The organism is Burkholderiales bacterium (assembly GCA_023511995.1).
Lineage (GTDB): Bacteria > Pseudomonadota > Gammaproteobacteria > Burkholderiales > Thiobacteraceae > Thiobacter.
The window spans coordinates 1-26,861 of sequence record JAIMAL010000028.1; the positions used below are offsets into that span (position 1 = coordinate 1).

Annotated in this window: 27 protein-coding genes; 25 read left to right on the plus strand and 2 right to left on the minus strand. The window is 59.1% G+C overall.

Annotation, left to right across the window (positions count from 1 at the left end):
- Window positions 1-46: 46 nt before the first annotated feature.
- Window positions 47-673: a class I SAM-dependent methyltransferase gene (locus K6T56_11690; protein MCL6557008.1), complete on the minus strand. Its 627-nt coding sequence runs from the start codon at window positions 671-673 to the stop codon at window positions 47-49.
- Window positions 674-1,101: 428 nt separating this feature from the next.
- Window positions 1,102-2,277 carry a glycosyltransferase gene (locus K6T56_11695; GenBank protein ID MCL6557009.1) on the minus strand — a complete coding sequence of 392 codons (1,176 nt, stop codon included), beginning with the start codon at window positions 2,275-2,277 and terminating at the stop codon, window positions 1,102-1,104.
- 523 nt (window positions 2,278-2,800) lie between these two features.
- On the opposite strand from K6T56_11695, the gene rfbA reads away from it, so the two are divergent.
- The 25 genes from rfbA to K6T56_11820 all read left to right on the plus strand — a co-directional run.
- On the plus strand, window positions 2,801-3,676 hold the full coding sequence (gene rfbA / locus K6T56_11700) for a glucose-1-phosphate thymidylyltransferase RfbA (protein MCL6557010.1): 876 nt from the start codon (window positions 2,801-2,803) through the stop codon (window positions 3,674-3,676).
- 63 nt (window positions 3,677-3,739) lie between these two features.
- Window positions 3,740-4,105: a MarR family EPS-associated transcriptional regulator gene (locus tag K6T56_11705; protein ID MCL6557011.1), complete on the plus strand. Its 366-nt coding sequence runs from the start codon at window positions 3,740-3,742 to the stop codon at window positions 4,103-4,105.
- Window positions 4,096-4,395: a nucleotidyltransferase domain-containing protein gene (locus tag K6T56_11710; protein MCL6557012.1), complete on the plus strand. Its 300-nt coding sequence runs from the start codon at window positions 4,096-4,098 to the stop codon at window positions 4,393-4,395. Before K6T56_11705 ends, K6T56_11710 begins: the two co-directional genes overlap by 10 nt.
- A 109-nt stretch (window positions 4,396-4,504) precedes the next feature.
- Window positions 4,505-5,587 (plus strand): GDP-mannose 4,6-dehydratase, encoded by a 1,083-nt coding sequence (gene gmd / locus K6T56_11715; protein MCL6557013.1) that lies wholly within the window; start codon window positions 4,505-4,507, stop codon window positions 5,585-5,587.
- Between the two features lie 4 nt (window positions 5,588-5,591).
- Window positions 5,592-6,653, plus strand: coding sequence for a GDP-L-fucose synthase (locus K6T56_11720; protein ID MCL6557014.1), 1,062 nt, complete (start codon window positions 5,592-5,594; stop codon window positions 6,651-6,653).
- Window positions 6,654-6,683: 30 nt separating this feature from the next.
- On the plus strand, window positions 6,684-7,067 hold the full coding sequence (locus tag K6T56_11725) for an FdtA/QdtA family cupin domain-containing protein (GenBank protein MCL6557015.1): 384 nt from the start codon (window positions 6,684-6,686) through the stop codon (window positions 7,065-7,067).
- The gene (locus K6T56_11730; protein ID MCL6557016.1) at window positions 7,060-8,148 is read left to right on the plus strand and encodes a DegT/DnrJ/EryC1/StrS family aminotransferase; all 1,089 of its coding nucleotides are present in this window, start codon (window positions 7,060-7,062) and stop codon (window positions 8,146-8,148) included. Before K6T56_11725 ends, K6T56_11730 begins: the two co-directional genes overlap by 8 nt.
- The gene (locus K6T56_11735; protein ID MCL6557017.1) at window positions 8,142-8,984 is read left to right on the plus strand and encodes an ABC transporter permease; all 843 of its coding nucleotides are present in this window, start codon (window positions 8,142-8,144) and stop codon (window positions 8,982-8,984) included. The genes K6T56_11730 and K6T56_11735 overlap by 7 nt, the downstream gene beginning before the upstream one ends.
- Window positions 8,985-9,005: 21 nt before the next feature.
- Window positions 9,006-10,286: an ABC transporter ATP-binding protein gene (locus K6T56_11740; protein MCL6557018.1), complete on the plus strand. Its 1,281-nt coding sequence runs from the start codon at window positions 9,006-9,008 to the stop codon at window positions 10,284-10,286.
- Window positions 10,287-10,425: 139 nt separating this feature from the next.
- Window positions 10,426-11,388: a sulfotransferase domain-containing protein gene (locus K6T56_11745; GenBank protein MCL6557019.1), complete on the plus strand. Its 963-nt coding sequence runs from the start codon at window positions 10,426-10,428 to the stop codon at window positions 11,386-11,388.
- 4 nt (window positions 11,389-11,392) lie between these two features.
- A complete protein-coding gene (locus tag K6T56_11750) occupies window positions 11,393-12,289 on the plus strand; it encodes a class I SAM-dependent methyltransferase (protein ID MCL6557020.1) in 897 nt (298 codons plus the stop codon).
- A complete protein-coding gene (locus tag K6T56_11755; GenBank protein ID MCL6557021.1) occupies window positions 12,286-13,320 on the plus strand; it encodes a methyltransferase domain-containing protein in 1,035 nt (344 codons plus the stop codon). Before K6T56_11750 ends, K6T56_11755 begins: the two co-directional genes overlap by 4 nt.
- A gap of 9 nt (window positions 13,321-13,329) precedes the next feature.
- Window positions 13,330-13,881 carry an adenylyl-sulfate kinase gene (locus tag K6T56_11760; GenBank protein ID MCL6557022.1) on the plus strand — a complete coding sequence of 184 codons (552 nt, stop codon included), beginning with the start codon at window positions 13,330-13,332 and terminating at the stop codon, window positions 13,879-13,881.
- Window positions 13,878-14,627, plus strand: coding sequence for a methyltransferase domain-containing protein (locus K6T56_11765; protein MCL6557023.1), 750 nt, complete (start codon window positions 13,878-13,880; stop codon window positions 14,625-14,627). The genes K6T56_11760 and K6T56_11765 overlap by 4 nt, the downstream gene beginning before the upstream one ends.
- Before the next feature lie 6 nt (window positions 14,628-14,633).
- The gene (locus K6T56_11770) at window positions 14,634-16,949 is read left to right on the plus strand and encodes a hypothetical protein (GenBank protein MCL6557024.1); all 2,316 of its coding nucleotides are present in this window, start codon (window positions 14,634-14,636) and stop codon (window positions 16,947-16,949) included.
- Window positions 16,946-17,530, plus strand: coding sequence for a gamma-glutamyl-gamma-aminobutyrate hydrolase family protein (locus K6T56_11775; protein ID MCL6557025.1), 585 nt, complete (start codon window positions 16,946-16,948; stop codon window positions 17,528-17,530). The genes K6T56_11770 and K6T56_11775 overlap by 4 nt, the downstream gene beginning before the upstream one ends.
- On the plus strand, window positions 17,527-18,264 hold the full coding sequence (locus K6T56_11780; protein ID MCL6557026.1) for a phosphocholine cytidylyltransferase family protein: 738 nt from the start codon (window positions 17,527-17,529) through the stop codon (window positions 18,262-18,264). Before K6T56_11775 ends, K6T56_11780 begins: the two co-directional genes overlap by 4 nt.
- Window positions 18,261-19,145 carry a glycosyltransferase family 2 protein gene (locus K6T56_11785; GenBank protein ID MCL6557027.1) on the plus strand — a complete coding sequence of 295 codons (885 nt, stop codon included), beginning with the start codon at window positions 18,261-18,263 and terminating at the stop codon, window positions 19,143-19,145. The genes K6T56_11780 and K6T56_11785 overlap by 4 nt, the downstream gene beginning before the upstream one ends.
- A 356-nt stretch (window positions 19,146-19,501) precedes the next feature.
- Window positions 19,502-20,638 carry a glycosyltransferase gene (locus K6T56_11790; GenBank protein MCL6557028.1) on the plus strand — a complete coding sequence of 379 codons (1,137 nt, stop codon included), beginning with the start codon at window positions 19,502-19,504 and terminating at the stop codon, window positions 20,636-20,638.
- Window positions 20,635-21,435 (plus strand): class I SAM-dependent methyltransferase, encoded by an 801-nt coding sequence (locus K6T56_11795; protein MCL6557029.1) that lies wholly within the window; start codon window positions 20,635-20,637, stop codon window positions 21,433-21,435. The genes K6T56_11790 and K6T56_11795 overlap by 4 nt, the downstream gene beginning before the upstream one ends.
- Window positions 21,432-22,406 (plus strand): hypothetical protein, encoded by a 975-nt coding sequence (locus K6T56_11800; GenBank protein ID MCL6557030.1) that lies wholly within the window; start codon window positions 21,432-21,434, stop codon window positions 22,404-22,406. Before K6T56_11795 ends, K6T56_11800 begins: the two co-directional genes overlap by 4 nt.
- A gap of 3 nt (window positions 22,407-22,409) precedes the next feature.
- On the plus strand, window positions 22,410-23,171 hold the full coding sequence (locus tag K6T56_11805; protein MCL6557031.1) for a glycosyltransferase: 762 nt from the start codon (window positions 22,410-22,412) through the stop codon (window positions 23,169-23,171).
- Between the two features lie 149 nt (window positions 23,172-23,320).
- Window positions 23,321-24,244, plus strand: coding sequence for an NAD-dependent epimerase/dehydratase family protein (locus K6T56_11810; GenBank protein ID MCL6557032.1), 924 nt, complete (start codon window positions 23,321-23,323; stop codon window positions 24,242-24,244).
- A complete protein-coding gene (locus K6T56_11815; GenBank protein MCL6557033.1) occupies window positions 24,241-24,813 on the plus strand; it encodes a sugar transferase in 573 nt (190 codons plus the stop codon). The genes K6T56_11810 and K6T56_11815 overlap by 4 nt, the downstream gene beginning before the upstream one ends.
- Window positions 24,814-24,957: 144 nt before the next feature.
- Window positions 24,958-26,861, plus strand: a 1,904-nt coding sequence (locus tag K6T56_11820; protein ID MCL6557034.1) for a polysaccharide biosynthesis protein, incomplete at its 3' end; no start/stop codon positions are given.

Genomic DNA, 26,861 nt, shown 5'->3' on the forward strand with positions numbered 1-26,861 from the left:
TTGATGGGGCAAAATGCTCGCACATTCTGACCCACCTACCCGTTAATCAAAATTGCACTTCAAACTTGAATCCGCGGGAGTAGTATCCCCACGCGCCGGGCGCAGGTGGGTGTCCGTCCGGAAAGACCTCGGTGGTGAAAACCATGTAGGAGGCGCTGCTTGCAGCCAGCGTGTCGCGAACGAACTGAAGGGGATTGGGGGTGTGTTCCAGCACCTCCACCGCGCTCACGACCGTGCACCGCTGGTGTTCGATTCCGTACTCGAAGCCACGCGCGAACAGATTGGGCGCGTAGGGGTCGCTCCAGTAACAATCGAAACCGAGGTCCCGCAAAAGGCGGGTCAGCAAACCATAACCTCCGGCTGCATCCAGGCAGGCGCCCCGGGCCGCTCCGGGCAGGGCGAAGTAGTACAGCGCGGCTAGCCGCAGGGCAGTGAAGATGTTGCGCACGGCCACGTCCGTGTCAACTGCCACCAGGGCTGCGTCCCGGTAGGCCTCCGCAAGCCAGAATGGATCGGCAGCGAAAACGTAGTCACAGGGCGGGCAATGAAAGAACGCCGCCAGGTGCTTCTGCAACACTTCATGCTGGAAGAGAACCCTAACTGTGGCGTTGCACAGCGGGCAGACGCTCTCGTGCCGGCGGGGGTCGTGAGCCGTTGTTGTCCCGTCATCCATCGCCTTCTCCTCCGGGCCCATGATCACGTGCTACCGAGCCCGCATCATTAACCGGCACCCCGTTGCAGGGCGAGAGGTTTTTCCGTGCAAGCGCCATCACGTGGGGAAGGCGCGCCTTGATCCGCCTGCGGGCGTCGTCCCGCCGGGCGATTGCCCAAGCGAGTCTTTCTGCCAGGCCGCGATCCAAACATTGCTCAGAGTCCCGAACCTGACAGGTACGCAGCCACGAATCGACCCGATGAAGGCGCAGAGCATGGCAACGTCGCCCAGGGAGCCGGAGGGCGCATAGGGGTCGCCGGGAACAATCAGATAGCGGCGTGGCGACGTGCCTCGGGGCGATGGGTTATTGGGCCGCCGCTGCCGTCGCCGCAGCGGCCCACTGACCTCCAGCCGGTTACGGAAGAGGATGAAAGCATCCCGGAACAACTTCATGGTCTGCTCTCCTGAACGGTGGAATTGGAGAAGGAAAACGACGACCCGCCCAACAGACGCCCGGTCAGGCGGTGAACCGTAGCCCGGAAGGCTTCCGGCGAGTAGAGTCTCGCCGTCATCTCGTGGGCATCTTGAAGGGCCTGACGCCCAACGCCAGCCGTCCGCAACCCTTGGATGCAGGCGTCGCTGAATGCGCCGTCGTCGGGGGCCACGAGAAGGGCGCCGGTTTTCACGAGGTCCTGCGCGAATGCCTCTGAGGCGTGGGGTGTTGCCACACACGCCCTTCCGTAGGCGAGCGACTCCAGTATCTTGATGTTCGTCCCCCCTCCGTAATGAATGGGCGCGATGGTGAACGCAGCGTTCCGGTAGGCTGCGCTGAGATCCTCCACGAATCCGGGTGCCTTCACACCCGGAAGTTGTTCCCAGTCGGCGCGCAGCTTCTCCGGGGCTGCGCCGACCAGAGTCAGCGTGGCTTCCGGTACGTGGGCACGGATGCGAGGCCAGCAGTGTTTCAGGAACCACGCGATGCCGTGCCGGTTCGGGCCATACCAAAGCGCGCCGACGAAAAGGATGTTTTTGCTGTCCGTTGGGGGCAGCGGTGCTGCCGGCGGAGCGAACGGGACGTTGGGAAGAACCTTGCCCTCCACGCCCGGTTCCTTCACGCGGTCGCGCTGGGAGGTGAAGAAGAATGCATCGAAGCGGCGGAGCTGGGCTCGGGCCAGCGCCCTGGCATATGCCGATTTCGCCCGCGCGACGGCACCCTTGGGCGTCCACCAGGCATCCCCGCCATAGCGATAGCCCCAATCGTCGAGGTCCACGAGGGTCTTCACGCCGCGTGGCAGTCTGAGCTTGCAGATGGGATTGAGGTAGCGGCCGACGATCAGATCGTAGTCCACGAGTGGAGCGATTTCGTTGACTTGCCGTGTCAGAGTCTCGTCCGGGCGATATTTTGCGATTCCCAACGGCAGATTTCGCCAGCATGCCTGGGCAAGAATGCGGGGATCCGGGGAGCTTGCGACACGGGTTTCATCACCCGGCTCGAGCAGCAGTACATCGACCTCACCCTTGACCTCACCCTTTTCCGCCAGGGCGTCGCGGAGCAGAGCCGTCCGCTGCTCCGCACCGGAGCGTGGCGTGAAAGGCGAAGCAGGGGTGACGAGGAGGATTCTCATATAAACTGGGCGAGGAACGCCGCCCATGCGGTGCAGGCAGGCCTTTGAGCTGAGAATGCCAAGAGTATATGCAACCCGCGTTGCGTTGACGACCCGCACATCTTTTCGCGACGCGAAACAAGCGCCCCAGACCGGGTGGCGTCGGTCGCGGTAAACAACGATTCAGAGCGGTTTGGGAGCCATCCGCCGAATGTCTGCAGCCTCTCGCAAAGCCCTTGGGGAAAGGGCGAAGCGGCATGGCTCTCACGCCTCCCTCGTCGGGGTATGGCCGGGCGAACCGGACCGAGTCGGCGCGCTGCCACCGGCAAAGCGGTCATGACGGTGCAGCCTGCAGCGGACCCACTATGGCGAACAGGCTGGGCCCCCCCCAGGCCGGGTTCAGGCGAACCAAGACCGTAAAGGGGACCGGCAGCCTTGGCCTCTTGCTTTGCCTTGTTTTTTTCGTGGTCGGTCGGCCAACACCCTGCCCCTCCCCGCGCAGTCGGGTTAATATCGTGCCTTGGTTTCCAGAACGCGCGCGATCATGAAAGGCATTCTCCTTGCCGGCGGAGCCGGCACGCGGCTGCATCCCGTGACCCTGGCGGTGTCCAAGCAGCTTTTGCCGGTGTATGACAAGCCGTTGGTCTATTACCCCTTGAGCACGCTGATGCTGGCGGGCATCCGGGACATTCTCGTCATCTCCACCCCCCAGGATACCCCGCGGTTTACCCAGCTTCTGGGCGATGGCAGCCAGTGGGGGCTTTCCTTTTCCTATGCGGTGCAGCCGCGTCCGGAAGGCATCGCCCAGGCCTTTCTCATCGGTGCCACCTTCATCGGCTGCGGCGGCTGCGCGCTCGTGCTGGGGGATAACATCTTCTACGGCCATGAGCTCGCGCAGGACCTCAAGCGCGCGGCGGCCAAGCAAAGCGGCGCCACCGTCTTCGCCTATCCCGTGCAGGACCCGGAACGCTACGGCGTGGTGGAATTCGGCCCCGACCGGCGGGTGATCTCCATCGAGGAAAAACCCGCCAAACCCCGCTCCCGCTACGCCGTTACCGGGCTTTACTTCTACGACAACCAGGTGATCGAAATCGCCCGCGCCCTCAAGCCCTCCCCGCGGGGCGAGCTGGAGATCACCGACGTCAACCGCGCCTATCTCGAGCGGGGCGAGCTGGAAGTCTGCATCATGGGGCGCGGCATGGCCTGGCTCGACACCGGCACCCACGAAACCCTGCTGGAAGCCGCCCGCTTCATCGAAACCATCGAACGCCGCCAGGGCCTGAAAATCGCCTGCCCGGAGGAGATCGCCTGGCGCATGGGCTACATCGACGGCGAACAGCTCCTGCGCCTGGCCGATGCCCTCGGCAAAAGCCGCTACGGCCAATACCTACGCAGCCTCCTCGAGGAACGGGTGTTCTGAGCCGGGGGCCACCCAGCCATCGCGTTGACACCCTGCCGGTGGTATGGTCAAATCCAGCGTTCAATGAATGAACGCACCGTGCTGGATACCGCGACCCGCTACCGGCTGCTCAAGCTCCTGGAGGCCAACCCGGAAGCCTCCCAGCGGGCGATTGCCCGGGAGCTGGGGGTGAGCCTGGGCAAGGTGAATTATTGTCTGCGTGCCCTTATGGACAAGGGCCTGGTCAAGGCGCGCAATTTCCGCAACAGCGAAAACAAGCTCGCCTATCTCTATGTGCTCACGCCCAAGGGGGTGGCGGAGAAAACGCGGCTGACGGTGGAATACCTGAGGATCAAGCTCGCCGAAGCCGAGGCCCTGGAGCAGGAGATCGCCACCCTGCGCGAGGAGGCCGCCCGGCTTGGGCGGGAGAGGCCGGAATCATGCGCCTGAGCGCAGCGCAGGTGGAAGCCATCCGTGCGGTCGTGCGCGAGCAGGCGGGGGCAGACGCGGTCGTCTACCTTTTCGGCTCCCGCGTGGACGATGCTGCGCGGGGCGGCGATGTGGACCTCCTGGTGGAGCTGCCTGTGCCGGTGGACAATCCCGCATGGCTTGCCGCGCGCATCGCGGGAAGGGTGAGCCGGGTCCTGGACGATCGCAAGGTGGACGTGGTGCTTGCCGCCCCCAATCTCATGCGTCTGCCGATTCACGACGTGGCAAGGTGGGAAGGAGTCCGGCTGTGATCGCCGATCCCCGTGCCGCGGCTCGGCTGGCGGCGCACGAATGTGTCCCACGGCTCACCGCCGCTGCCATTGCCCTGCTGGGCGATGCCGTCACCCCGAAGGACATCCCATGAGCAAAAAAGCCCTCATCACCGGCATCACCGGCCAGGACGGCGCCTATCTTGCCGAATTTCTGCTTGCCAAAGGCTACGAGGTGCACGGCATCAAGCGCCGCACTTCGCTTTTCAACACCGACCGCATCGACCATCTGTTTCGCGACGTGCATGAAGGCGAAACACGCTTCTTCCTGCACCACGGCGACATGACGGATTCTTCAAGCCTGATCCACATCATCGAAAAAGTGCGGCCCGATGAAATTTACAACCTCGCCGCCCAGAGCCACGTGGCCGTCAGCTTCGAAGAACCCGAATACACCGCCAATTCCGACGCCCTGGGCGTGCTGCGCATCCTCGAAGCCATTCGCATCCTGGGGCTCACCCAAACCACCCGTTTTTATCAGGCATCGACCAGCGAACTCTACGGCCTGGTACAGGAAATCCCGCAGAAGGAGACCACCCCCTTCTACCCCAGAAGCCCCTATGCCGTCGCCAAGCTCTACGGCTACTGGATCACCGTCAACTACCGCGAGGCCTACGGCATCTATGCCTGCAACGGCATCCTCTTCAACCACGAATCCCCCATCCGGGGCGAGACCTTCGTCACCCGCAAGATCACCCGGGCGCTCGCACGCATCAAGCTTGGCCTACAGAAATGCCTGTATCTCGGTAATCTCTCGGCCCGCCGCGACTGGGGCCACGCCCGCGATTACGTGGAAGCCATGTGGCTCATGCTGCAACAGCCCGAACCGGAAGACTTCGTCATCGCCACAGGGGAACAGCACTCCGTGCGCGACTTCGTCAACGCCGCGGCCGCCGAGTTGGGCATGACGATCCGCTGGGAAGGGGAAGGCGTCGATGAAGTGGGCTATTGGGGCGATCGGGCCATCGTGCGTGTCGATCCCCGCTACTTCCGTCCCACCGAGGTGGAAACCCTGCTCGGTGATGCGAGCAAGGCCAAGGCCAAGCTAGGATGGACGCCGAAAGTCACCTTTGCCGAACTGGTGGCCGAGATGGTGCGCGAAGACTTGAAGGAAGCCGAGCGGGATGAGCTGGTCAAGCGCCACGGTTATGAAGTCAACGATCGACAAGGCTGAATTCATGGACCGCGATGCCAGAATCTACGTCGCTGGGCATCGTGGCCTCGTCGGCTCCGCCCTCATGCGCCGGCTGCAAGCAGGGGGCTACACCCACCTCATCACCCGCACCCATGCCGAGCTCGACCTCACCGACCAGGCCGCCGTGCGGGCATTCTTCGAGCGGGAGCAACCGGAATACGTCTTCCTCGCTGCCGCCAAAGTGGGCGGGATACTGGCCAACAACACCTATCCCGCCGAATTCATCCGCGACAACCTCGCCATCCAGACCCACGTCATCCACGAGGCGTGGCGCACCGGCGTCAAACGGCTCTTGTTCCTAGGGTCCTCCTGCATCTATCCGCGCGACTGTCCGCAACCCATCAAAGAGGAATATCTGCTCACCGGCCCCCTGGAGCCCACCAACCGCCCCTACGCCGTGGCCAAAATCGCCGGGATTGAGATGTGCTGGGCCTACAACCGGCAATACGGCACGCAGTTTCTTGCCGTTATGCCCACCAACCTCTACGGCCCAGGCGACAACTACGACCTGGAAACCTCCCACGTCATCCCGGCCATGATCCGCAAGTTCCACCTGGCCAAACTCGCCGCCGAGCGCAACTGGGCGGCGATCGAAGCCGACGAGGCCCGCCACGGCCCCATCCCGGCGGAACTCAAACGCGAACTCCTGGACGTGTGCAATGGGCGCATTGAACCCTGCGTCCGCCTCTGGGGCACCGGCACCCCACGCCGGGAATTCCTCTACAGCGACGACATGGCCGATGCGTGTGTCTTCCTCATGAGCCTGCCGGATGAAAAATTCGACTCAGTCCTCAACCCCACACCCTCAGGCCCCCCCCTCATCAATATCGGCACGGGCGAAGACCTCACCATCCGCGAGCTCGCCGAAACCATCGCCCGAGTAGTGGGCTACGAAGGCAAAATCACCTTCGACCCCAGCAAACCCGACGGAACTCCGAGGAAGCTGCTCGACGTGTCGCGAATGAGGGCGTTGGGGTGGGGAGCTAGACTGGGGTTTGAAGAGGGTGTGCGTTTTGCCTACGCGAACTTCTTTGCCAACGACTAGAGAGAATTTTGCTACCTCAGTAACGCAAACATGTCACATTTTCCAATCATCACCTTGCCTACCTTTAATGATTCCCGTGGTTCCCTAACAGTTCTGGAGCGCGCGCTGCCCTTTGAGATTGCTCGCATCTACTGGATCTATGGGGCGAATGGTCAAACACGAGGGGGGCATCGACACAAAGTAACGAGGCAAGCGCTGATCGCTATCAACGGTTCGGTATCCCTCTACTTGAACGATGGCGTCACGGAAGAAACCGTTGTTCTCTCTGAACCAAGCCAGTGTCTTCTGGTGGAGCCGAAAGTCTGGCACACCATGACCTTCGGAGAAAATGCCGTGTTGCTGGTACTGGCGTCGCACCCTTACGACCGGACAGATTACATTGACACTCCGTATGAACGAGCGAGTTATGATTGACTACGAGAATCTTGCACGCTCAAACAGTGCCTTCATGGCAGAGCTGGAAGAAGCCGCCTCGCGTGTCATCCGAAGTGGGTGGTACGTGCTCGGGGAAGAGGTGCAAGCCTTCGAAAGGGAGTTTGCGCGCTACGTTGGCGCAAAACATTGCATTGGCGTGGGTAATGGGCTGGATGCCCTGTTTCTGGCTCTAGAGGGATTGGATTTGCCAAAAAACAGCGACGTTCTGGTGGCATCGAACACTTATATTGCAACGATCCTCGCCATTGTGCGTGCAGGTCATCGCCCGGTCTTGGTGGAACCGGAGCTTGATACATTCAATATGGATCCAAGAAGGCTTCCAGAGGCGATAACCCCTAATACCCGCGCAATATGTGTGACGCACCTTTTTGGGAAAAGCTGTCGCATGGATGCAATCTGTGCCTTTGCAAGGGAGCACGGGTTAAAAATCATCGAAGACTGTGCGCAATCACACGGCGCAAGGCTCGCCGGCCAGCTGACGGGCACTTTCGGGGACGCTGGCTGCTTTAGCTTTTATCCGACGAAAAACCTCGGCGCCATCGGCGATGCGGGCGCAATCGTGACAAACGATGATGCCCTCGCCGACCGTATCCGTCACACCCGCAACTATGGCTCAAAGCAGAAATACGTGAACACGTACATCGGGATCAATTCGCGTCTGGACGAAATACAGGCGGCGCTGCTGCGCGTCAAGCTGCGTCACCTAGATCAAATGATCCGGCATAAGCGCGCTTTGGCGGAGATCTACTTTGCCTCGCTCCCCGACTGGCTCAAGATGCCGCGACGCCGCGAGGACGAGTTTGATGTCTTCCATATTTTTGCAGTGCGCTACGAGCGCCGGGACGAGTTGCGTGCGTGGCTCTTGGAGCAGGGTATCAAAACAGAAATCCATTACCCGATTCCACCTCATCGCCAAAAAGCTATGCAAGGTATTCTTGCGGGGAGCTATCCAATCGCAGAAGAGTTGCATGCGACAGAGTTGAGTCTGCCTATATCCGTTAGTATGGGGCCAGAACAGGTTTCCGCTGTTGTCGACGTCATAAAGAGGTACCCATGCTAACGCAGGAGGTGAATCAAGACAGAACCATAACAATTAATCCGCACAATCGATATGGATTGTGGTGGTTGAGCGAGATTTGGGAGTTTAGGGAGCTGTTTCTTTTCCTCGCGTGGCGCGATATAAAGGTCCGTTATAAGCAGACGGTGATTGGTCTCGGATGGGTGGCTTTGCAGCCAATGGCACTAATGCTAGTGTTTACGTTTGTGTTCGGTAGGGTGGTAAAGGTGCCTTCTGAGGGCGTTCCATACCACCAATTCGCTCTAGCCGGACTTGTTCCCTGGCTGCTGTTTGCTTCTGTTGTTAATCAAGTATCCAACAGCCTGGTCTCCGACGCGCGGATTATCTCGAAGGTGTACTTCCCCCGCTTAATTGTGCCCCTGGCGGCTTCGTTGTCCTGCCTACTAGATGCCCTCATTCATTTAGCCCTGCTGTTATCTATCTTTTTTGTTGCCGGGGGCGTGCCGTCCCTTCGGATGATCGCTTTGCCACTTTGGCTCGCTGGGACCCTTTTGACCGCCTTGGCAGTTTCTATCGGTCTCTCTGCGCTAAACGCAAAATTTCGCGATTTTCGCTATGTCATTCCATTTGGTTTGCAATTGATGCTTTTTCTCACGCCTGTTCTTTATTCCTCTGCTCTTGTGCCTGATTGGCTATGGTGGGTTTACGTGTTGAACCCAATGGCCCTAATGGTCGATGGTTTTCGTTGGGCTTTATTGGGGGTCGGGAGTATTTCGGGTCAGAGGGTTTTGATTAATGTGGCTTTGGTAACCGTATTTGCAATTCTAAGTCTTCGTTATTTCCGGTCCGTGGAAGACCAGCTAGCGGACGTATTGTAGGAAGCAAGTAAGGCCCACAAGATGAGTCGGGATATTGTTATTTCCGCAAGAAACGTGGGGAAAAAATACGCGCTCGCTCACGAAAGGCCAAGGTATTACTCGTTGAGAGATACAGTAGCGTCCGCTACCGCAAAGCTGATTTCGCGCCTAGCAGGAAAAACGGACGTTAACGATGTTGGAGAATTCTGGGCTCTGCGAGAGGTGGATTTTGACATCTATCGTGGTGAGGTTATCGGAATAATTGGCAGAAACGGGGCAGGAAAGTCTACGCTTTTAAAGATACTTTCCAGAATTACCAAGCCAGACGTTGGAACGATCACGATAAAAGGGCGGGTAGGCAGCTTGCTCGAGGTTGGCACAGGTTTCCATCCTGAATTGACGGGTCGGGAGAATGTGTTTTTGAATGGCGCCATCCTGGGTATGCCGAAAAGAGAAATCGCACGCAAGTTTGACGAGATTGTGTCTTTTGCGGAGGTCGAGCGTTTCCTGGATATGCCAGTCAAACACTATTCTACTGGAATGTATATGCGATTGGCGTTCTCTGTTGCAGCCCACCTCGAGCCATCCGTGCTCATCGTGGACGAGGTTCTGGCAGTTGGAGATTCGCAGTTCCAAAAAAAATGCCTGGGTAAGATGGAGGAGGTTAGTGGACAAGGCAGAACCGTCTTGCTGGTGAGCCACAACATGGGCGTGATCAGTGCGTTGTGTACTCGGTGCATGTTAATGAGCGGGGGGCGCGTCGAACTGTTTGGCGAAACGCAGCAGGTGATTGCCGCCTATGGGCGGTTCCATGATAGATCCTTGATAATCCAAGTGACCCCTGATATGCGCAACAGGGGCGACGGAAGGATCGTGTTCGTGGAGGCGTTGATTGGAGGTGTGGACATGGTTCCACGGACTTCTTTTCTGATAGGTGAAAATATTCGGTTGGAGATCAAATTGGTATCTAAATTCGCCGGTGCCGTTTCGTTTTGGCTCATCATTTTTGATGAAACTGGCCGGCCGCTATTGAGCTCTCATCAACGTGACATCGAACTAGTGCAGATAAGGGAAGGGCAGTATGTGTTGACGTACGAAACGGTCGATTTGGGGTTGATGCCCGGCAACTATTCGATTGCGGCAGGGGCGTTTGATAGGCATCTAAACTTTCTCGAATGGATCGACAATATTCAGCGGTTTGAGGTACTGCCTTGTTTCCTTAACGGGGAGCCGTATGACACGCGGTGGGGTGCGGTGAACCAAAAGGCGCGCTGGGCTCTCTCGGCGGCGGAGTGGGCACAAAGGGATAATTGCGTTGGCTGAGCGTGTTCTTTTGATCTCCCCTCGTGAGCCATCTGGTGCAACTTGGCTAATCAATTGTCTGTTATTCCTCGGCATTAAGACGTACCGGGTAGGCCCACGGGGGCAGACAATGTGGATTAACACCCCACGAGGGTGGTTTTTGGATCCTAGAGAAGACATTCTCAAGCAGTGGCTGCCCGTGCTTTCGGAGCGGGACTGCTTCAAGTTCGAGGATGGGGTTGAGGTCCAATGGTCGCACGAATGGCCGACGGAAGAACTGTGGCGGTGCCGGGTCGTATACTTTGTGCGGGACCCGCGAGACGCATTGTACTCGCGTTATCGTCGGGAGGGTGCTAGCGTGCCGTTTTATGAGTACCTTCTCTTTCCGGATGCTTTCACTCTCCTGGACAAAATCGACCATTGGCGCGCGTTTAACGAGTGCTGGCTGCCGCATCCCAATCGCAAACTAATACGCTTTGAAGATTCGAAGGCCGCGCCGGTGGCGGTTCTCAAAGAGGCCATAGAGTGGCTCGGCCTGGTAAGGTCCGATAAGGAGCTTATCAAAGCTGTCGATGCCTCGTCATTCGACAGGGCAGCTCAAGCAGAACGTCGGTACCTCGCGAAGTGCGGGGGCAAACAGGTGATCAATCGGGCAGGCAGGGTCGGCGAGTGGCGCGAATTGGCCGCCGAGAGGGAGGCAATGGAAAAAATAACGGGACGGTGTGCTCCTGTGCTACGGGTTTTGGGCTACGAGGCCCCCAACGAGGGTGTAAGTCTGCTGTGTTCCTCGAAGTTTAAACGTCTCCGCTATTTCAAGACCATCCGGCTCACGCGCCAGCTGAGAGAGGCAGCCGCCGGTGATGACGAGAGTTTGCGTTTGCTCATTTCTAAGCTTGAGCCGGCGTTGCTCAAAGCAGTCGGGCTGTCCGAGAGCGAGACGCACGTATTGCTGGACACCTTGTCAGAGTATGCATGTTCTGTAGGATGGACGCAATCAGTAGTGACACTGGAACGCCTGTATGAGCTCTTAGGTATCCGGCGGACTAGCCGGTGGGCTATTCAGAAGGCGCGGTTGCGAGCAGCTGTTAATCAACTGTTTCGCATTGGTGACACGAAGCTCTGAGCTCATGGGCAAAATCGTACTTGACAACTGCTACCGTGTTGGGGGTTGCCCGTTTTGCGGTAGCCCGCGTGTCGTTCCTGCGGGCTTGATTCAGTACCGCGAGCCGGTCGTCTTCGCCACCCATGAGGTAATACTGCGCCGAACCCCAGAACTGTGGCGATGCAAGCGCTGTTTGTCCGGCTATGTTGAAAATGCAATCCCTCCCCTTCAGGCGGTGGCGCTGTATGAGCAAGGGGATAGTACTAGCCGTTGGGAAGCGCATTCTTTTGAGACAGACAAAACCGAACAGCTCGTGGAGTTTGTTTCCGGACTGATTGACTCAGATGTGAACGTCCTCGATTTTGGGTGTAATGATGGAACGATGCTCGATTACGTTAGGGCTAGGGGATGCCGCACTTTTGGCGTGGAAGCTTCTGCTAAAGCCAGATCGGTTGCAGAAGTAAAGGGTCACATTGTCAAACCGACGCTCGATGCGTTTCCGAAGGAGGTTGTGTTTGACGTCGTGTGTGCAATGGACGTGGTTGAGCATCTGTACGACATACCACGTTTTTTGGCTCAAATTGCACCGCGGCTAGCCGTGGGCGGAGTCCTCGTATTGCTCACCGGTAATATCAACTCGCTGATGGCCCGGATGGCAAAAAATAATTGGTGGTATATAAGGTACCCGGAGCACGTGCGCTTCCCGTCGTTGCGATGGTGGCGTCGTTACTCCGGATACCGGCTGGTGAAGACCGCTCGTGTTCACGCTTCTCGGGGATACGTCCATCCCCCGACTGTAGGCAGTGTGAAGAATGCACTGGAACGTTGGATGCGAAATGAATACGATGGCATGCCAGTATTGCTGCCGGATCACTATGTTGTTGCGCTGACATTAAAACGCTCCGTCGGGATTCCGCGATGAGTGGTATCGATGCGTCTACCACCTGCGCTTGCTGTGGCGCGCCCGTGGGACGTGGCGGTGAAACGCTGTTTGATGACCGCTACGGCCATCCGGGCTCGTTCCAAGTGGCAAAATGTGGGGCTTGCGGCGCATTCGAAACGTTTCCAAGACTTGACGAAAAAGATTTGCCTGCACTCTATACTAAGTATTATCCGCGGCGCCTTATCGGACCGGATTCGATAACCGTCCCGTTGGGTGCACCAGACGGCTGGGTCGCTCGGCTGTCACGTTGGTGGCAGGGCACGGACAATCAGGGTCAGTACTACGCGAAACCTGGCATGACAGTACTTGATTATGGGTGCGGAATCGGTCAGTCCCTTCTTGATCTCCGTGCCATGGGCGCGGATGCGTACGGCGTTGAAGCAGACGCGAATGTGGCGCCAATCGCGGCGTATCACGGCCTGCAGATCCACATTGGATCGATATACGACGACCCGTTTCCTGGCGTAAACTTTGATTTGATTATCCTCAATCAGGTCCTTGAGCACATTCCGAACCCTGCGGAGCTGCTCCGCAGGCTGGCTGCGCGGTTAAAACGTGGTGGCCGACTCATTGTCGCGGTCCCCAATACTGGCTCCATTTATCGTTTCCTGTTTCGCAAGCGTTGGATCAACTGGCATATCCCTTACCACTTGCACCACTTCAATCGCGCATGTCTCCGGACGCTGGGTAGACGTACAGGCTGGTGTTTGATCGGTGTGCGCACTATCACGCCAAACCTTTGGACGGTACTACAGTTGCGCGTGCTCGCGGCGCCAGCCCAACAGGGAGTTCCTAGCCCAGTCTGGTCCCCGGAAGCTACTGCCGCTGCTCGCATAGCCTCGGGTTTGGTAGGACGCATCGCTCGGTTACCGCTTCGGCTGGCAACACGCATAGGCATGCTGTTCATCGCGGTAGTCAACCGTGGCATTGATGCGCTGGGGTTGGGCGACAGTCTGCTGTGCGTCTTTGTTCGCCAGGAGGCATCCGACGCGGCCAGCCGGGAACGGTGAGTAGCTTGTATGGCAGCTACATTTGTTCCCGGGAGAGTAATCTGGATCACCGGTCTCTCCGGCGCTGGGAAATCGACGGTTGCCGTGGAGGTGGCGGAGAGGCTGAGAACAAGAGGGGAGCAGGTTGTTCTCCTGGATGGAGACCAATTAAGAGAGATTTTTGGCGCGGCGGTCCCTAGTGTTGAAAACCATAGCCGTGAGCGCCGCCTGGCACTGGCCATGCAGTACGCCCACCTGTGCCGCATTCTGGCCGCTCAGGGCCTGACGGTGGTGATTGCTACCATTTCCCTGTTCAAGGAAGTCCATGCCTGGAACCGGGACAACCTGCCCGGTTATTTCGAGGTGTATCTGAAAGTGCCGATCGAAGAGCTGCGGCGGCGCGACCCCAAGGGAATCTACCGGCGCTTCGATGCTGGCGAGCTGACCCATGTAGCCGGACTGGATTTGCCAATCGACGAACCTGAAGCGGCCAACTGGGTAGCTGAGTTTGAGCCGGGGCGGTCAGTGGCGACTCTGGCAGAAGATTTGTTGAACCGATTGAACGAAAGGAAAGTTGTATGAAAACCGAATGGGACTACACCGCGCTTGCGGATGCTTACCTGAAGCGCCCAGATTATGCCGATGCCGCGATTGATGCAATGCTGTCGATTGCCGGCGCAGAAAAGGGCGACAAGGTTTGTGACGTCGGCGCCGGGGTGGCGCATTTGACTTTGATGCTGGCAGCACGTGGTTTGGATATCGTGGCGGTTGAGCCCAACGACGCAATGCGTGCCCACGGTATCAAGCGTACCGAGAAGCTTGCCAATGTCCGCTGGCACGAGGGGACGGGCGAAGCGACAGGTCAACCTGCTCAAGCGTTTGACATGGTCACTTTTGGAAGTTCGTTTAACGTCTGTGATCGGCAGCAAGCCCTTAAGGAAACCGCCCGTATTCTCAAGCCGCGCGGCTGGTTTGCGTGCATGTGGAACCATCGCCATTTGGAAGACCCGATTCAGGCACAAATTGAAGCCATTATTAAAGAGCGTGTGCCAGGATATAGCTACGGCACCCGCCGCGAAGACCAGACCGAGGTCATTGATGCAAGCGGCTTGTTCGGTCCGGTTGTCCATCTCGACTCCCGTGTGATGCATGAGCAGACCATCGAAGAATGTGTCGAGGCATGGCGTTCGCACGCCACCCTGGCGCGGCAGGCTGGGGCATCATTCCCTGGTGTCGTTGGGGCGATTGAAAACTATCTGCAAACCCTCGGTACGTCGAGCATTCAGATTCCTTACTCGACGCATATCTGGATTGCCCAACTGCGATAATCAGCGATGAGCCTGAGTTTCTCAACCAAAGCCGGCACGCTGGCGGCTTTACAGGGAGTGCTCAAGGCGGCCCGTGTCGCACCGTTGTATTCGTTCAGATGGGCCGACTGGCAGGCAGATCGACAGGCTTGTCTGAGTGGTGTCGTCAAAAGCATCGGCGCTGGGCCGTGGATCGTTCGCTCTAGCTGTGGCCGCGAGGATCGTGGAGAGGCCTCCCAGGCGGGGGCTTTTCGCTCCATCCCGAACGTCGATGCCGAGGGGTTGGAAAGCGCAGTGGAACAGGTCTTCGCCTCCTATGGCGAAGCGTGTGCCAACGATGAGGTGCTGATTCAGCCGATACTCACTCAGGTCGTGCGTTCTGGGGTGGCTTTCTCGCATGACCCCAATACCTGCGCGCCCTATCGGGTGGTGAATTGGTCGGAAGGCAGCGATACCGCAGCGGTGACCAGCGGCATGGGCGGGCGCGTGTGGCAACAGGCGGCTTGCTCACCGGTGCCAGCACCTCCTCACTTGGCGCCGGTATTGGCGCTGATCGACGAGCTGCTGGCGCTGTTTGGCGGCGTGCCGCTGGATTGCGAATTTGCGGTGACCTGTGAGTGTGGCGAGGAGGTGCTGTGGCTGTTGCAGGCCCGGCCATTGATCCTGCCGGGTGTCCCGGAATCCGCCGAAGCGCAAGCCGCCCGTCTGGACGCCATCCAGCGCAAGGTGGCGCGCGGCATGCAGCCGCACCCCTTCCTGATGGGGCGGCGTACCGTCTATGGTGTGATGCCGGACTGGAACCCGGCGGAGATTGTCGGCATCCGCCCCAAGCCGCTGGCCTTGTCGCTCTATCGGGAACTGATCACCGATGCCATCTGGGCCTACCAGCGCCATAACTACGGTTACCGCAACCTGCGCAGCTTCCCGCTAATGCCGCATTTTTTCGGGCTGCCGTATATCGACGTACGCTTGTCGTTCAACTCCTTCATTCCGGCCGATCTGGATGAAGGGCTGGCCGGGCGCCTGGTCGATTACTACATCGATCGCTTGTTGGCCGAACCCACCTTGCACGACAAGGTAGAGTTCGAAATTGTGTTCTCCTGCTATACGCTGGACTTGCCACAGCGGCTGGAGCGCTTGGCCGAGGCCGGTTTCTCGAAACACGAGCGTGAAGCCATTGCGCACAGCCTGCGCAAACTCACTAACCGCATCGTGCACCCCAAGGACGGCTTGTGGCGCGGCGATGCAGCCAAGATCGATATCCTCAACGCCCGGCGCGAGGAGCTTTTGTCATCCAGTGCCGATCCACTAGAGCGTATATACTGGTTGCTGGAAGATGCCAAGCGCTACGGCACATTGCCTTTTGCTGGATTGGCGAGGGCCGGATTTATCGCTGTACAGATGCTGCGATCGCTGGTGACGGTGGGCGTATTCTCGCAGTCTGATTACGATGCCTTCATCGGCAGTGTATCGACGGTGAGCAGCGAGCTGGCCCGCGCCCGGGCAACGCTGGACAAAACCACTTTCCTTGCGCGCTATGGTCATCTGCGCCCTGGAACCTACGACATTCTTTCGCCGCGCTATGACGAGGCGCCGGAACTTTACTTTGATTGGTCCCAGCGCCCGCCCGCACCTGAGTCGGTGAAGCCATTCGCATTGACCCTGCCGCAGATGCGCGAAATCGCGAAGCTGCTCGAAGCTCATGGCCTGCAAGTTGATCCGGTCGGGTTGTTCGACTTCATGCAGGCGGGGATCGAACTGCGCGAACTCTCGAAGTTCCATTTCACGCGCAATCTGTCGGATGCTTTGGTGCTGATTGCTGAGGTGGGTGCACAACACGGGATCAGCCGCGAGGATCTGGCTTATTGCGACATTGCTGCCTTCAAGGAATTGCACGTTGCAGCGACCGACCCGAAAGAGGTGCTCTTGCGCTCCATCGAGCAGGGCAAGGCACGCTATGCCGAAACATTGAAGATTTCACTGCCGCCGCTGATTGCCAAGCCGGAGGATGTGTGGGCCTTCGAATGGCCGGAAACAGCACCAAATTTCATCACCCAGAAGCAGGTGACGGCGCCAGTCGTGCGTTGCGATGCTCGTGAGCGGTTGGCCGGGGCAATTGTCTGCATTCCCAGCGCCGACCCTGGCTTCGATTGGCTCTTTGCCTACCCAATCGCCGGCCTAATCACGGCTTGGGGCGGTGCCAACTCGCATATGGCCATTCGGGCGGGCGAATTGGGACTACCGGCTGTGATTGGCGCCGGTGAAGCGCTGTACCGGCGCTGGTCCCAGGCCAAGCGCCTACATCTCGATTGTGCGGGACGGCGGGTGGAGGTGCTGGCATGAAGGTGGTGGCCATCAGCCAGCGGGTGGACGTCTTCCCCGAGCGCAATGAGACACGGGATGCACTCGATCAGCGCCTGGCGGCTTTTGTTGCCAGCTGCGGCTATATGCCGGTGCCGGTGCCGAATGCCTTGGGTGGTACGATTCGTGATTGGCTGACGGTTGTGCAACCATCGGCTGTCGTACTTTCCGGCGGGAACGATATTGGCCTGTGTGTCAAGCGCGACAACACCGAGCGTGCGCTGCTGGCGCATGCTCAGGAACACCAGTTGCCTGTGCTGGGCATCTGCCGGGGCATGCAGATGATGGCGCATTGGGCCGGTACGGGCCTTCGTGCGGTGAGTGGGCATGTGCGGACACGGCATCAACTGACCGGAACAATTTCAGGCGAGGTGAACAGCTACCACGGCTATGCGCTATCCGCTTGTCCGGACGGTTTCGAGGTACTGGCGCGCAGTGAAGATGGCGAAATCGAGGCAATTCGCCACCGGTCATTGCCCTGGGAAGGCTGGATGTGGCATCCGGAACGCGAGGCTGTGTTCGCAGTGGGTGACATCGAGAGAGTGCGGAGTCTGTTCGGATGAGGGCCATCATTCTTGCCGCTGGCCGCGGCCGCCGCATGAAACATCTCACCGACGAGCGACCGAAGTGTTTGGTCGAACTTCGCGGCAAAGCACTGCTGGATTGGCAGCTAGAAGCACTGCACGAAGCAGGTATTAGCGAAATTGCCATCGTCACTGGCTACAAGCGGGAGATGCTGGCGGGACGCGGACTCGTGGAATTCCACAACCCTCGTTGGGCGGAAACCAATATGGTTTCCTCGCTGGCCTGCGCTCAGGATTGGCTACAGGCTGAACCGTGCATCGTGAGCTACTCGGATATTTTTTATAGTCCGACGGCGGTGCGTTTGTTGATGGCTTGTCCGGCGCAACTTGCCGTGACCTACGACCCCAATTGGCACGCGCTCTGGACCAAGCGCTTTGGCGACCCGCTGGCAGATGCAGAAAGCTTCCGCCTCACGCCAGAACAAACCTTGGCCGAGATTGGCACCAGACCAAAATCGGCGGACGAGGTACAGGGTCAGTACATGGGGCTGTTGCGCTTCACTCCAGAAGGGTGGGCCGAGGTGTGCAGGATTCGTGCTAGCCTCCCTCCAGCGGAGTGCAACAAGATACACATGACCGGCATGCTGCAACGGATTATCGAAGGCGGTAGGTTGCCCATCATTGCAGTACCTTACAGGGGCAAATGGGGCGAAGTGGATAGAGAGGAAGATTTGTTGCTCTTCAGCCAAGAACTGGGTGAGCATGGATCATGATGCGCGTGGTCGATGCAACTATGCGTGTGCATGTACTAATACCCGTCTTCAATAGGGTGGACATGACAAAGACAGTACTGACCTGCTTGCGCGCGCAGCAAGGTGTTGCCCTGAATATTGTCGTGATCAACGATGGGTCAACTGACAGCACCAGGGAATTCCTCGAGGCGCAGCAGGATGTGACGACCCTGCAGGGAGACGGCTCGCTGTGGTGGGCCGGGGCGATTGAGACTGGTCTGCGTTATGTACTACCGAGAGCAGATGCTGACGACTACGTCTTGTTTCTGAACAACGATGTCGAGTTTAAGCCGGATTTTGTCCGGAATTTGGTGGACGTGAGCAAAAGACACAACCGTGCGGCTGTGGGAAGCATAATTCGCGACAAAAAGCCGCCATATGAGGTTCTGAGTATTGGGCCGAAAGTCGATTACTGGCGCCTGGCTGTTTGCGATCTGTTGAGTAGTGATATTGGCCAGTGTGCTTTGGACAGAGAAGCGGACATTAGTGTTTCGATGCTTTCCGGCCGGGGCACGTTGTACCCCATAGAAGCTTTTGCCAGAGCGGGCACGATGCGCCCGCGAGTTTTGCCGCATTATTTTGCAGACTACGAATTCGCCGACCGCGTGCGTCGCTCGGGTATCCAACTCATAGTGTCGTGCAGCACGGCAGTTTATTCCTTACCCGAGTGGGGAAGCAATTCGCGACGCTTTGGTAGGTGGGCGCGCTGGTTTTCAAAGGGTTCTGCTTCTAACATTGTTCATGCGCTGGCATTCTGGATGCTTGTTGGTTCGACATTCCAGCGGTGCACTGCTGTGGGCCGTTATATTCTTATCAAGATGATAAGCAATAATGTTCGAGCGCGCATTAAGAAAATATTCTGAAAAACGGCCGGCACAATGCTGTCTGGGCGTTGCCCGAAGGTTGCTCCTACATTTGCGCCGACCCCGATTTTCCGGGCACGAATTTGGGCTCTTCACGGGTTTCCTACAGTAGAAATCTGGTGGAGATATGATTGCTTGGGGAGTTGTGTCTAGATTTTATAGAGGAAAGACGGGATGTCGGTCATCTCATTTCTCTGTAGCATTTACCGGCAGAGCCATCTCACCCCTCGAAGCCCGTCAGGCTGATGCCATGCGAAAGGCGGTCGGAGTTGCAAAACCGTGTCCAGATAATCCGAGCCGGTACAGAAGAGGAAAAGGTTGTCATGCCGTTACGTAATTCGCAATAACAAAATCGAATGAAAGTCGCCATCGTAGACACCTATTATTCTGCGTTTTTAGCGCACCTCTATCATCATGAAGCGGATTTAATCAAAGATGATTACGAAACGCAGCTACGTGCAGTCCTGGACGCGTGTTTTGGCACATCTGATTTCTACAGCCGAAATTTAAATGCTCTGGGTCGGAAAGCGTACGACCTAGTCGTCAACTGCGTGCCTTTACAAGTCGCCTGGGCCCGCGAGCATGGGGTTCACTACAGCACGTTGGCGCTGCGCGTGCCGCATCGCTTCTTTCGACTCCCGCTGATTGGCCGCTGGTTGGCTGCTTTGCCGGGGTTGGTGGAGATTGCGGTTGCGCAAGTGGAGGCGTTGGCCCCCGACGTGCTGTATTGCCAAGATCTGAGCTTCTTCCCGCCCACGGTGCTTTCTAAGTTGCGAAAGCGCGTTCGCCTGATCGTGGGGCAGATTGCCTGTCCGTTGCCGCCGGAATCTTACCTTCACGGCTACGATCTGATCCTAACGTCTTTTCCTCACTTCGTGCCGCGGCTGCGCGCCTTGGGCGTGGCAGCAGAGTATTTCCGCATCGGATTTGAGCCTCGGGTGCTCGAGAAGTTGGGTAACGTGCCTAAGGACATTGATGTCAGTTTCGTGGGCGGTATCAGCCGTCATCATGGGAAGGCTATTCCAGTGCTGGAATATCTGGCGCGCAACACGCCAATCCAGTTCTTCGGTTACGGCGCGAACAGCTTGGATGCGGATTCTCCCATCCGCGCCCGGCACCACGGCGAGGTATGGGGTCTGGACATGTACCGCACCCTTGCACGCAGCCGGATCACGCTCAACCGCCATATCGATGTCGCGGAAGACAATGCGAACAATATGCGTCTCTACGAGGCAACGGGTGTCGGGACATTGCTGATTACCGACCTCAAGCATAACCTGGGTGAGTTGTTTGAGGTGGGAAAGGAAGTCGTGGCGTATTCATCACCGGAAGAGGCGGCAGAACTGGTGCACTACTACCTACACCACCCGGAAGAGGCTGAACAAATTGCCCGCGCAGGGCAGGCGCGTACTCTTCGCGAACATACTTACCGGCATCGCATGGAAGAATTGGTGGCAATCCTCGATCGGTACCTTGCGCGAAAACGGAAATGAAACTAGTACTACAAACGCTCAAGCACTTTCCCCGTCTGAAGATCGTGGTACAGCGGCTTCGCCGCTGCCTCGGCCCCTCGGCGGGGGTGTCCTCGGACTATGTCACGCTGAAGAACGAGGAGGCGGACACCGAAGCCGACCGACTACGTGATGCGTGGAAGGCTGATGCCCTGCCTGAGCGGCAGCGTAAGCTGGTGGATGCCCAGCTTGCTGCGTACCGTCGTGGCGAACCCGTCGCTGTGTTCGATGTCATGATCCAGGCCCTGAAGGGATTGCCGACGAACGTGCGCGGGATGTCGGTACTCGAAGTGGGCTGCTCCAGCGGCTACTACTGTGAGGTGTTGGAGCTTGCAGGTCTTGATATCGAGTACGTCGGCTGCGACTACTCCGAGGCCTTCATCAATCTGGCACGAAGGAAGTATCCACATCGTCATTTTGACGTCCAAGATGCAACGGCGCTCGAATATGGCGAAGGCGAATTCGATATCGTCATATCGGGGTGCTGTCTCTTGCATATACCGAAGTATGAGATCGCGATCGCTGAAACTGCCCGCGTGGCGCGAAGTTACGCCATTTTCCACCGCACGCCAGTAGTTTTGGGGAGGCCCAGCGTCTATTACCGCAAAAAGGCTTATGGCATAGAAACGATCGAGATACATTTCAACGAAGCGCACTTTCTGGAACTGCTCTCACGCTCTGGGCTGAAGCTGATTGCAACCTACACTTTGGACGAATCTCTTCAGGGTGATGTGGGCACCGCCAATCGCACATATGTGTGTGAGAAAATGATTCCATGAAAACGCGTTATTTCTGCACGCTGTTCGACAGCAATTACCTCCTCAAGGGTCTCGCCATGCTGCGCAGCCTGGAGCGCCACTGCCAGGGTATGAAAATTTACGTCTTGTGCATGGATGAACAGACCCAGTCTATTCTCGAGGCCTTGTCGCTACCTTCCGTGGTGTGCGTACCCCTAGAGGAAGTGGAAAACGAAGAACTCCTCGCAGCCAAAGCAACGCGGGGTGCGGCTGAATACTGCTGGACGCTGTCGTCTTGCTTCACATGGTGGGTGATGCAGCAATATCCACAAATAGATCTGCTAACTTACCTGGATGCTGATTTATTTTTTTATTCCGACGTGCAGCCTTTGTTCGATGAAATCGGCGAGGCGTCGATTGGCATCATTGAGCATCGCTTCCCGCCACGGTTGAAAGACCGGGAGGTAAACGGTCGCTTCTGTGTTGAGTGGGTCAGTTTTCGTCGGGACGACGAGGGATTGGCGTGTCTTTCCCGCTGGAGGGCGCAGTGTATTGAGTGGTGCTACTACAGGCTGGAAGACGGCAAGATGGGCGATCAAAAGTACCTCGATGAATGGCCCGACCGCTATCAGTCTTGCCACATTTTGGTTCACCCTGGGGCAGGGGTTGCGCCTTGGAATTATGAGCAGTACTGTTTTGGCATGAATAAAGACGGCAATATTACCGTTGAAGGTGTACCGTTGATTTTCTATCACTTCCACCAATTCCAATTGCTCGACAATGGCAAGTTCGACCGCCTGTCCAGTTTCTATACCGATGTGTGTTCCGAGCCAAACGCTGTCTATGAAAGATACGAGGCTGAGCTAAAGAGATGTCTCGCCATGGTTCGTGCTCTGGTGCCTGACTTCGAATCCGGAATGGTTTCGGCCTGGCGCTTGCGTTACCGGCGTTTCGTACAAAAGTATATACCAATGTGGTTGAAGGATGCTGCCCGGCAATTTCTTCGATACTGAGAGATGAGTAGCACGCCTGTCATTTCCGTTATTACCGTTTGCCGCAATAGTGCATTGACCATCAGGCGTGCTCTTCTGTCCGTAGCAGGCCAAGACTGGCAGGGGCTCCAGCACGTGGTCATTGACGGTGGCTCTTCAGATGGTACGCAAGCGATCATAGAGCGTGAAGGCAGGCATGTAGACGTGTTTGTTTCGGAGCCAGACAAGGGTATCTATGACGCGATGAACAAGGGATTGGAACGCGCTACGGGGGACATTATCTGTTTCCTCAATGCTGACGATTGCTATGCGCACTCTCGTGTTCTCTCGACTGTCGCGGGTCAAATGTGGCAAGCTGGGTTGGACGCTCTTTTGGGGGATGTGGCATATTTTCGCAAGGGCGATCCGCAGCGTATTGTGCGACGCTTCCGCTCGGATCGCTTTTCCCCCGAACGATTGGCTTGGGGATGGATGCCAGCACATCCCGCACTCTTTTTTAGGAAAGAAGTCGTCAGGCGGGTCGGCCACTTCAAGACCCATTATCGGATTGCCGGGGATTACGAATTTGTGGTCCGGGCATTTCACGGCCAAGCGTTGCGTTACCGGCACTGGCCAGAAGTGTTGGTGCTGATGGAGATGGGTGGTATCAGCACGGGCGGTTTGCGTAACACGCTATTGCTCAACCGTGAGGTCTTGCAGGCGTGCCGCGAAAATGGTGTCAGCACCAATTACTTCAAGATCCTGTCCAAGTATCCGCGAAAGCTGCTTGAATTCGCCCGGCTCTAAGTCTAAGAGGGAGCGTTGTCATCCGCCGCCTGCTGGAGCGCCCGGAGGAGCGGGCGCGCATGGGCGCGCGGGCGCGAGCGCGCCGTGAGTGAATTCAGCCAGGAGAAGGTGATCGAGGCGACGCTGGCGGTGTATCGCGAGGTGTTGGCGTGAGCGTGCTCATTACCGGCGCCACTGGCTTCATCGGCCGCCGGCTGCGCCGGCCCGGCGAGCGCATCCTGGTGCGCCGGCCTGCCGATGATCCCGATGCGGTGGTGGGCGATCTGGGTGACCCGGCTGCTCTTGCCCGCGCCTGCGAGGGGGTCGATACGGTGTTCCACTGCGCGGGCCTTGCCGATGCGTCCGCGTCGTCCGATCCGGATGCCCATTGGCGCATCAATTTCGAGGGGACGCGCCATCTGGTGGAGGCCGCGGGCGGGGCGGGGGTGCGGCGTTTCGTGTTCCTTTCCAGTGTGAAGGCGATGGCGGAGCCGGGCGAGAATTGCGTCGATGAGGACTGGCCCGGTGAGCCTGCGACACCCTACGGACAAGCCAAGCGCGCGGCGGAGCATGCCGTGCTGGAAGCCGGCGCGAAATACGGGATGCATGTGGTGAATCTGCGGCTGGCGATGGTCTATGGCCGCGGCGGACGGGGCAATCTGGAGCGGCTCGCGCGCGCCTTGCGCGCCGGATGGTTCCCGCTGTTGCCGGAGACGGGCAACCGCCGCTCGCTCGTGCATGTGGAGGATGTGGTCGCCGCAATGCGCCTGGTGGCGCAGCACCCGAGGGCGAACGGCCGCACCTACATCGTCGCCGATGCCCGCGCCTATTCGGGCCGGGAGCTTTGCGAGGCGATTCTCGCCGTGCCGCCCGCGCCGACTTTGAGATGGAGCGCGCCGGCCTGGGCGCTGCGCGCGGGTGGGCGGCTGGGCGATGCGCTGGGTGCGCTGTTGCGCCGTCCGCTGCCGCTCAATTCCGAGGTGGTATCCCGGCTGCTCGATTCGGCCTGTTACTCGCCGGCGAAGATCGAACGCGAGTTGGGCTGGCGCGCGCGGGTGGGTCTCGCGGATGGGGTGCGGGAGATGCTGTCGTGATCCGGTTTCTGGATGTGGTGCTGTCGGCCGCGGCTCTGGCTGCCGCGGCGCCACTCATGGTGTTCATCGTGGTCGTCGGTTACTTCGACACGGGTACACCCCTGTTCCGCCAGGTTCGGCTAGGCCGCAACCAAAAGCCCTTCGTCCTCTACAAGTTCCGCACCATGCGCGTCGGTGCGCCCCAGGTGGCCACCCATGAGGCAAGCCCCGAACTGATCACGCCCTGGGGCCGTTTCCTGCGCCGCAGCAAACTGGACGAGCTGCCCCAGCTCTGGAACGTGCTCAAGGGCGAGATGAGTCTCGTGGGGCCGCGGCCGTGCCTTCCGACACAAAGCGCGCTCATTGCCGAGCGCGAGCGGCTGGGCGTTTTTGCCGTGCGGCCGGGGATCACCGGCCTGGCCCAAATCCGTGGCGTGGATATGTCGGACCCGGCTCGCCTGGCGCAGGTGGATGCGGAAATGCTGCGTGGCTTTGGCGTAGCGCGGTACCTGCGTATCCTCCTTGCCACCGCGCTGGGGGCGGGTAGCGGCGACCGGGTGCGGATGGCGAACGGAAAGGAGTCCCAGTGAGGGCCGGGGAACCCTCGATGCCCTTGGCGCGTCCTGTCCAAACCGCCACCCGCTGCGCTGGGGTGAGGGATAATCCGCTCTGCCGCCCACCGGATTGAACCTTTGTCTGTTGAGCCCGAGCTGATGCATTTCTCAAACCTAAGCATGCCTTTTCTGCCTTGGCGCAATCCCCGCGCCCTGCTTGCCTTCCTCCACGATCTCATCGCCGCCGGAGCAGCCTGGGGGATGGCCTTCTGGCTGCGCTTTGCCCCGGACTGGCCGGCGCAGTTTTTCGCGCTGTTCTGGCAGGGGCTGCCGTGGGTGGTGTTGACACAGGGTCTCTGCTGCATCGGTTTCGGGCTTTATGCGGGCATGTGGCGCTTCGCCAGTCTCCCCGACCTCAAACGCATTCTCGTCGCGGTGGGGCTAGGTGCCCTCGTCACGCCCCTTGTGCTGTTGTTCGTCTTCCCCGCGGTGGTGTTGCCCCGCTCCGTGCTGATTCTCGACCCTGTGTTGCTCATCGTACTGATGGGCGGCAGCCGCCTTGCCTATCGCGCCTGGAAGGAACATCGGCTGGGGGCGCTGACGCATCCGGGCAAGCGGCCTGCGGTCATTCTCGGCGCGGGTTCCGCGGCGGATTTTTTTCTGCGTGAGCTGCGCTCCACACCCGCGCTTCTCCGCCCCGTCGCGCTCCTGGACGATGATCCCGCCAAGCTGGGCCGCCGCCTGCAGGACGTCCCCGTGTTGGGGGAAATCGCAAAGCTGCCTGAAATCGTGCGCCGCACGGGGGCGGAAGTCGCCGTCTTCGCCATCCCCTCCGCCTCCCACACGGTGAAGCGTCGCGTCGCCGAGCTGGCCATGGTGGCGGGGGTGGAGCTCTTGACGCTGCCTGCTCTGGAGGATGTGGTGGCGGGGCGCGTCACCATCCAGAGCCTGCGCGGTCTGGAGCTGGAGGACCTGCTGGGCCGCGACCCGGTCCAGCTCGACCTGCCCGGCCTCGATGCGGCGATCGGTGGTCGCACGGTGCTGGTGACGGGTGGGGCGGGCTCCATCGGGGCGGAGCTGGTGCGGCAGCTCGCCCATTTCCGCCCCGCGCGCCTGGTGCTGGTGGACGCGTCGGAATTCGGCCTCTACCGCATGGGCGAGGAGCTCGCCGCGCGTTTTCCCGACATCGACTACGATCTCATCGCCGCCGATGTGCGCGATGCCCGGCGCATGCAGACCCTCTTTGCCCATTATCGGCCCAGCCTCGTCTATCACGCCGCGGCCTACAAACACGTCCCCCTCATGGAAGAGGCCAACGCCCTCGAATGCCTGAAGAACAACGTGCTGGGCACCTGGGTCGCGGCGCGTGCGGCCATCGAAGCGGGCGTGGGGAAATTCGTGCTGGTCTCCACGGACAAGGCGGTGAATCCAACGAATGTCATGGGCGCCTCCAAGCGTCTCGCTGAACTCGTCTGCCAGAGCCTCGAGGGACAGGGCACCCACTTCGTGGCGGTGCGCTTTGGCAACGTGCTGGGTTCCTCCGGCAGCGTGGTGCCCAAATTCCGCAGCCAGATCGAGGCCGGCGGGCCGGTCACCGTCACCCATCCGGAGGTGGTGCGCTATTTCATGACCATCCCCGAAGCGGCGCAGCTCGTGCTGCAGGCGGGCCTCATGGGGCGCGGCGGCGAAATCTTCGTCCTCGATATGGGCGAGCCGGTGCGCATCGTCGATCTGGCGCGGCTCATGATCCGCCTTGCCGGCAAAAGCGAAGGGGAAATCCCCATCATCTTCACCGGCCTGCGGCCGGGTGAAAAACTCTACGAGGAGTTGCTTGCCGACGACGAGCACACCCTGCCCACCCCCCATCCCCGCGTACGGGTGGCAAAGGCCCAGGGCGAGTGGCAGTGCGTGGAAGAGGCGGTGGCCTGGATTGCCGCCACCAGCTCGGCCACAGCGGAGGAGGTGCGCGCACGGCTTGCCACCTGGCTGCCGGAGTACCGGCCGGGGGGCGGGGCTCAGGCACCACGCAGGGATCAGGGCTCAGAAAACGTCGGGGCTGCTTTCGCGAAGCCGCAACACCATAA

What these genes read in the sequence shown, in the direction of transcription:
- K6T56_11790 (MCL6557028.1), top strand. Translation starts at nt 19,502, where the DNA reads ATGAAAGTCGCCATCGTAGACACCTATTATTCTGCGTTTTTAGCGCAC.
- K6T56_11770 (MCL6557024.1), top strand. Translation starts at nt 14,634, where the DNA reads ATGAGCCTGAGTTTCTCAACCAAAGCCGGCACGCTGGCGGCTTTACAG.
- K6T56_11735 (MCL6557017.1), top strand. Translation starts at nt 8,142, where the DNA reads ATGCTAACGCAGGAGGTGAATCAAGACAGAACCATAACAATTAATCCG.
- K6T56_11800 (MCL6557030.1), top strand. Translation starts at nt 21,432, where the DNA reads ATGAAAACGCGTTATTTCTGCACGCTGTTCGACAGCAATTACCTCCTC.
- K6T56_11695 (MCL6557009.1), bottom strand. Translation starts at nt 2,277, where the DNA reads ATGAGAATCCTCCTCGTCACCCCTGCTTCGCCTTTCACGCCACGCTCC.
- rfbA (MCL6557010.1), top strand. Translation starts at nt 2,801, where the DNA reads ATGAAAGGCATTCTCCTTGCCGGCGGAGCCGGCACGCGGCTGCATCCC.
- K6T56_11740 (MCL6557018.1), top strand. Translation starts at nt 9,006, where the DNA reads ATGAGTCGGGATATTGTTATTTCCGCAAGAAACGTGGGGAAAAAATAC.
- K6T56_11755 (MCL6557021.1), top strand. Translation starts at nt 12,286, where the DNA reads ATGAGTGGTATCGATGCGTCTACCACCTGCGCTTGCTGTGGCGCGCCC.
- K6T56_11765 (MCL6557023.1), top strand. Translation starts at nt 13,878, where the DNA reads ATGAAAACCGAATGGGACTACACCGCGCTTGCGGATGCTTACCTGAAG.
- K6T56_11725 (MCL6557015.1), top strand. Translation starts at nt 6,684, where the DNA reads ATGTCACATTTTCCAATCATCACCTTGCCTACCTTTAATGATTCCCGT.
- K6T56_11750 (MCL6557020.1), top strand. Translation starts at nt 11,393, where the DNA reads ATGGGCAAAATCGTACTTGACAACTGCTACCGTGTTGGGGGTTGCCCG.
- gmd (MCL6557013.1), top strand. Translation starts at nt 4,505, where the DNA reads ATGAGCAAAAAAGCCCTCATCACCGGCATCACCGGCCAGGACGGCGCC.
- K6T56_11710 (MCL6557012.1), top strand. Translation starts at nt 4,096, where the DNA reads ATGCGCCTGAGCGCAGCGCAGGTGGAAGCCATCCGTGCGGTCGTGCGC.
- K6T56_11705 (MCL6557011.1), top strand. Translation starts at nt 3,740, where the DNA reads ATGAATGAACGCACCGTGCTGGATACCGCGACCCGCTACCGGCTGCTC.
- K6T56_11720 (MCL6557014.1), top strand. Translation starts at nt 5,592, where the DNA reads ATGGACCGCGATGCCAGAATCTACGTCGCTGGGCATCGTGGCCTCGTC.
- K6T56_11785 (MCL6557027.1), top strand. Translation starts at nt 18,261, where the DNA reads ATGATGCGCGTGGTCGATGCAACTATGCGTGTGCATGTACTAATACCC.
- K6T56_11805 (MCL6557031.1), top strand. Translation starts at nt 22,410, where the DNA reads ATGAGTAGCACGCCTGTCATTTCCGTTATTACCGTTTGCCGCAATAGT.
- K6T56_11780 (MCL6557026.1), top strand. Translation starts at nt 17,527, where the DNA reads ATGAGGGCCATCATTCTTGCCGCTGGCCGCGGCCGCCGCATGAAACAT.
- K6T56_11730 (MCL6557016.1), top strand. Translation starts at nt 7,060, where the DNA reads ATGATTGACTACGAGAATCTTGCACGCTCAAACAGTGCCTTCATGGCA.
- K6T56_11690 (MCL6557008.1), bottom strand. Translation starts at nt 673, where the DNA reads ATGGATGACGGGACAACAACGGCTCACGACCCCCGCCGGCACGAGAGC.
- K6T56_11760 (MCL6557022.1), top strand. Translation starts at nt 13,330, where the DNA reads ATGGCAGCTACATTTGTTCCCGGGAGAGTAATCTGGATCACCGGTCTC.
- K6T56_11775 (MCL6557025.1), top strand. Translation starts at nt 16,946, where the DNA reads ATGAAGGTGGTGGCCATCAGCCAGCGGGTGGACGTCTTCCCCGAGCGC.
- K6T56_11795 (MCL6557029.1), top strand. Translation starts at nt 20,635, where the DNA reads ATGAAACTAGTACTACAAACGCTCAAGCACTTTCCCCGTCTGAAGATC.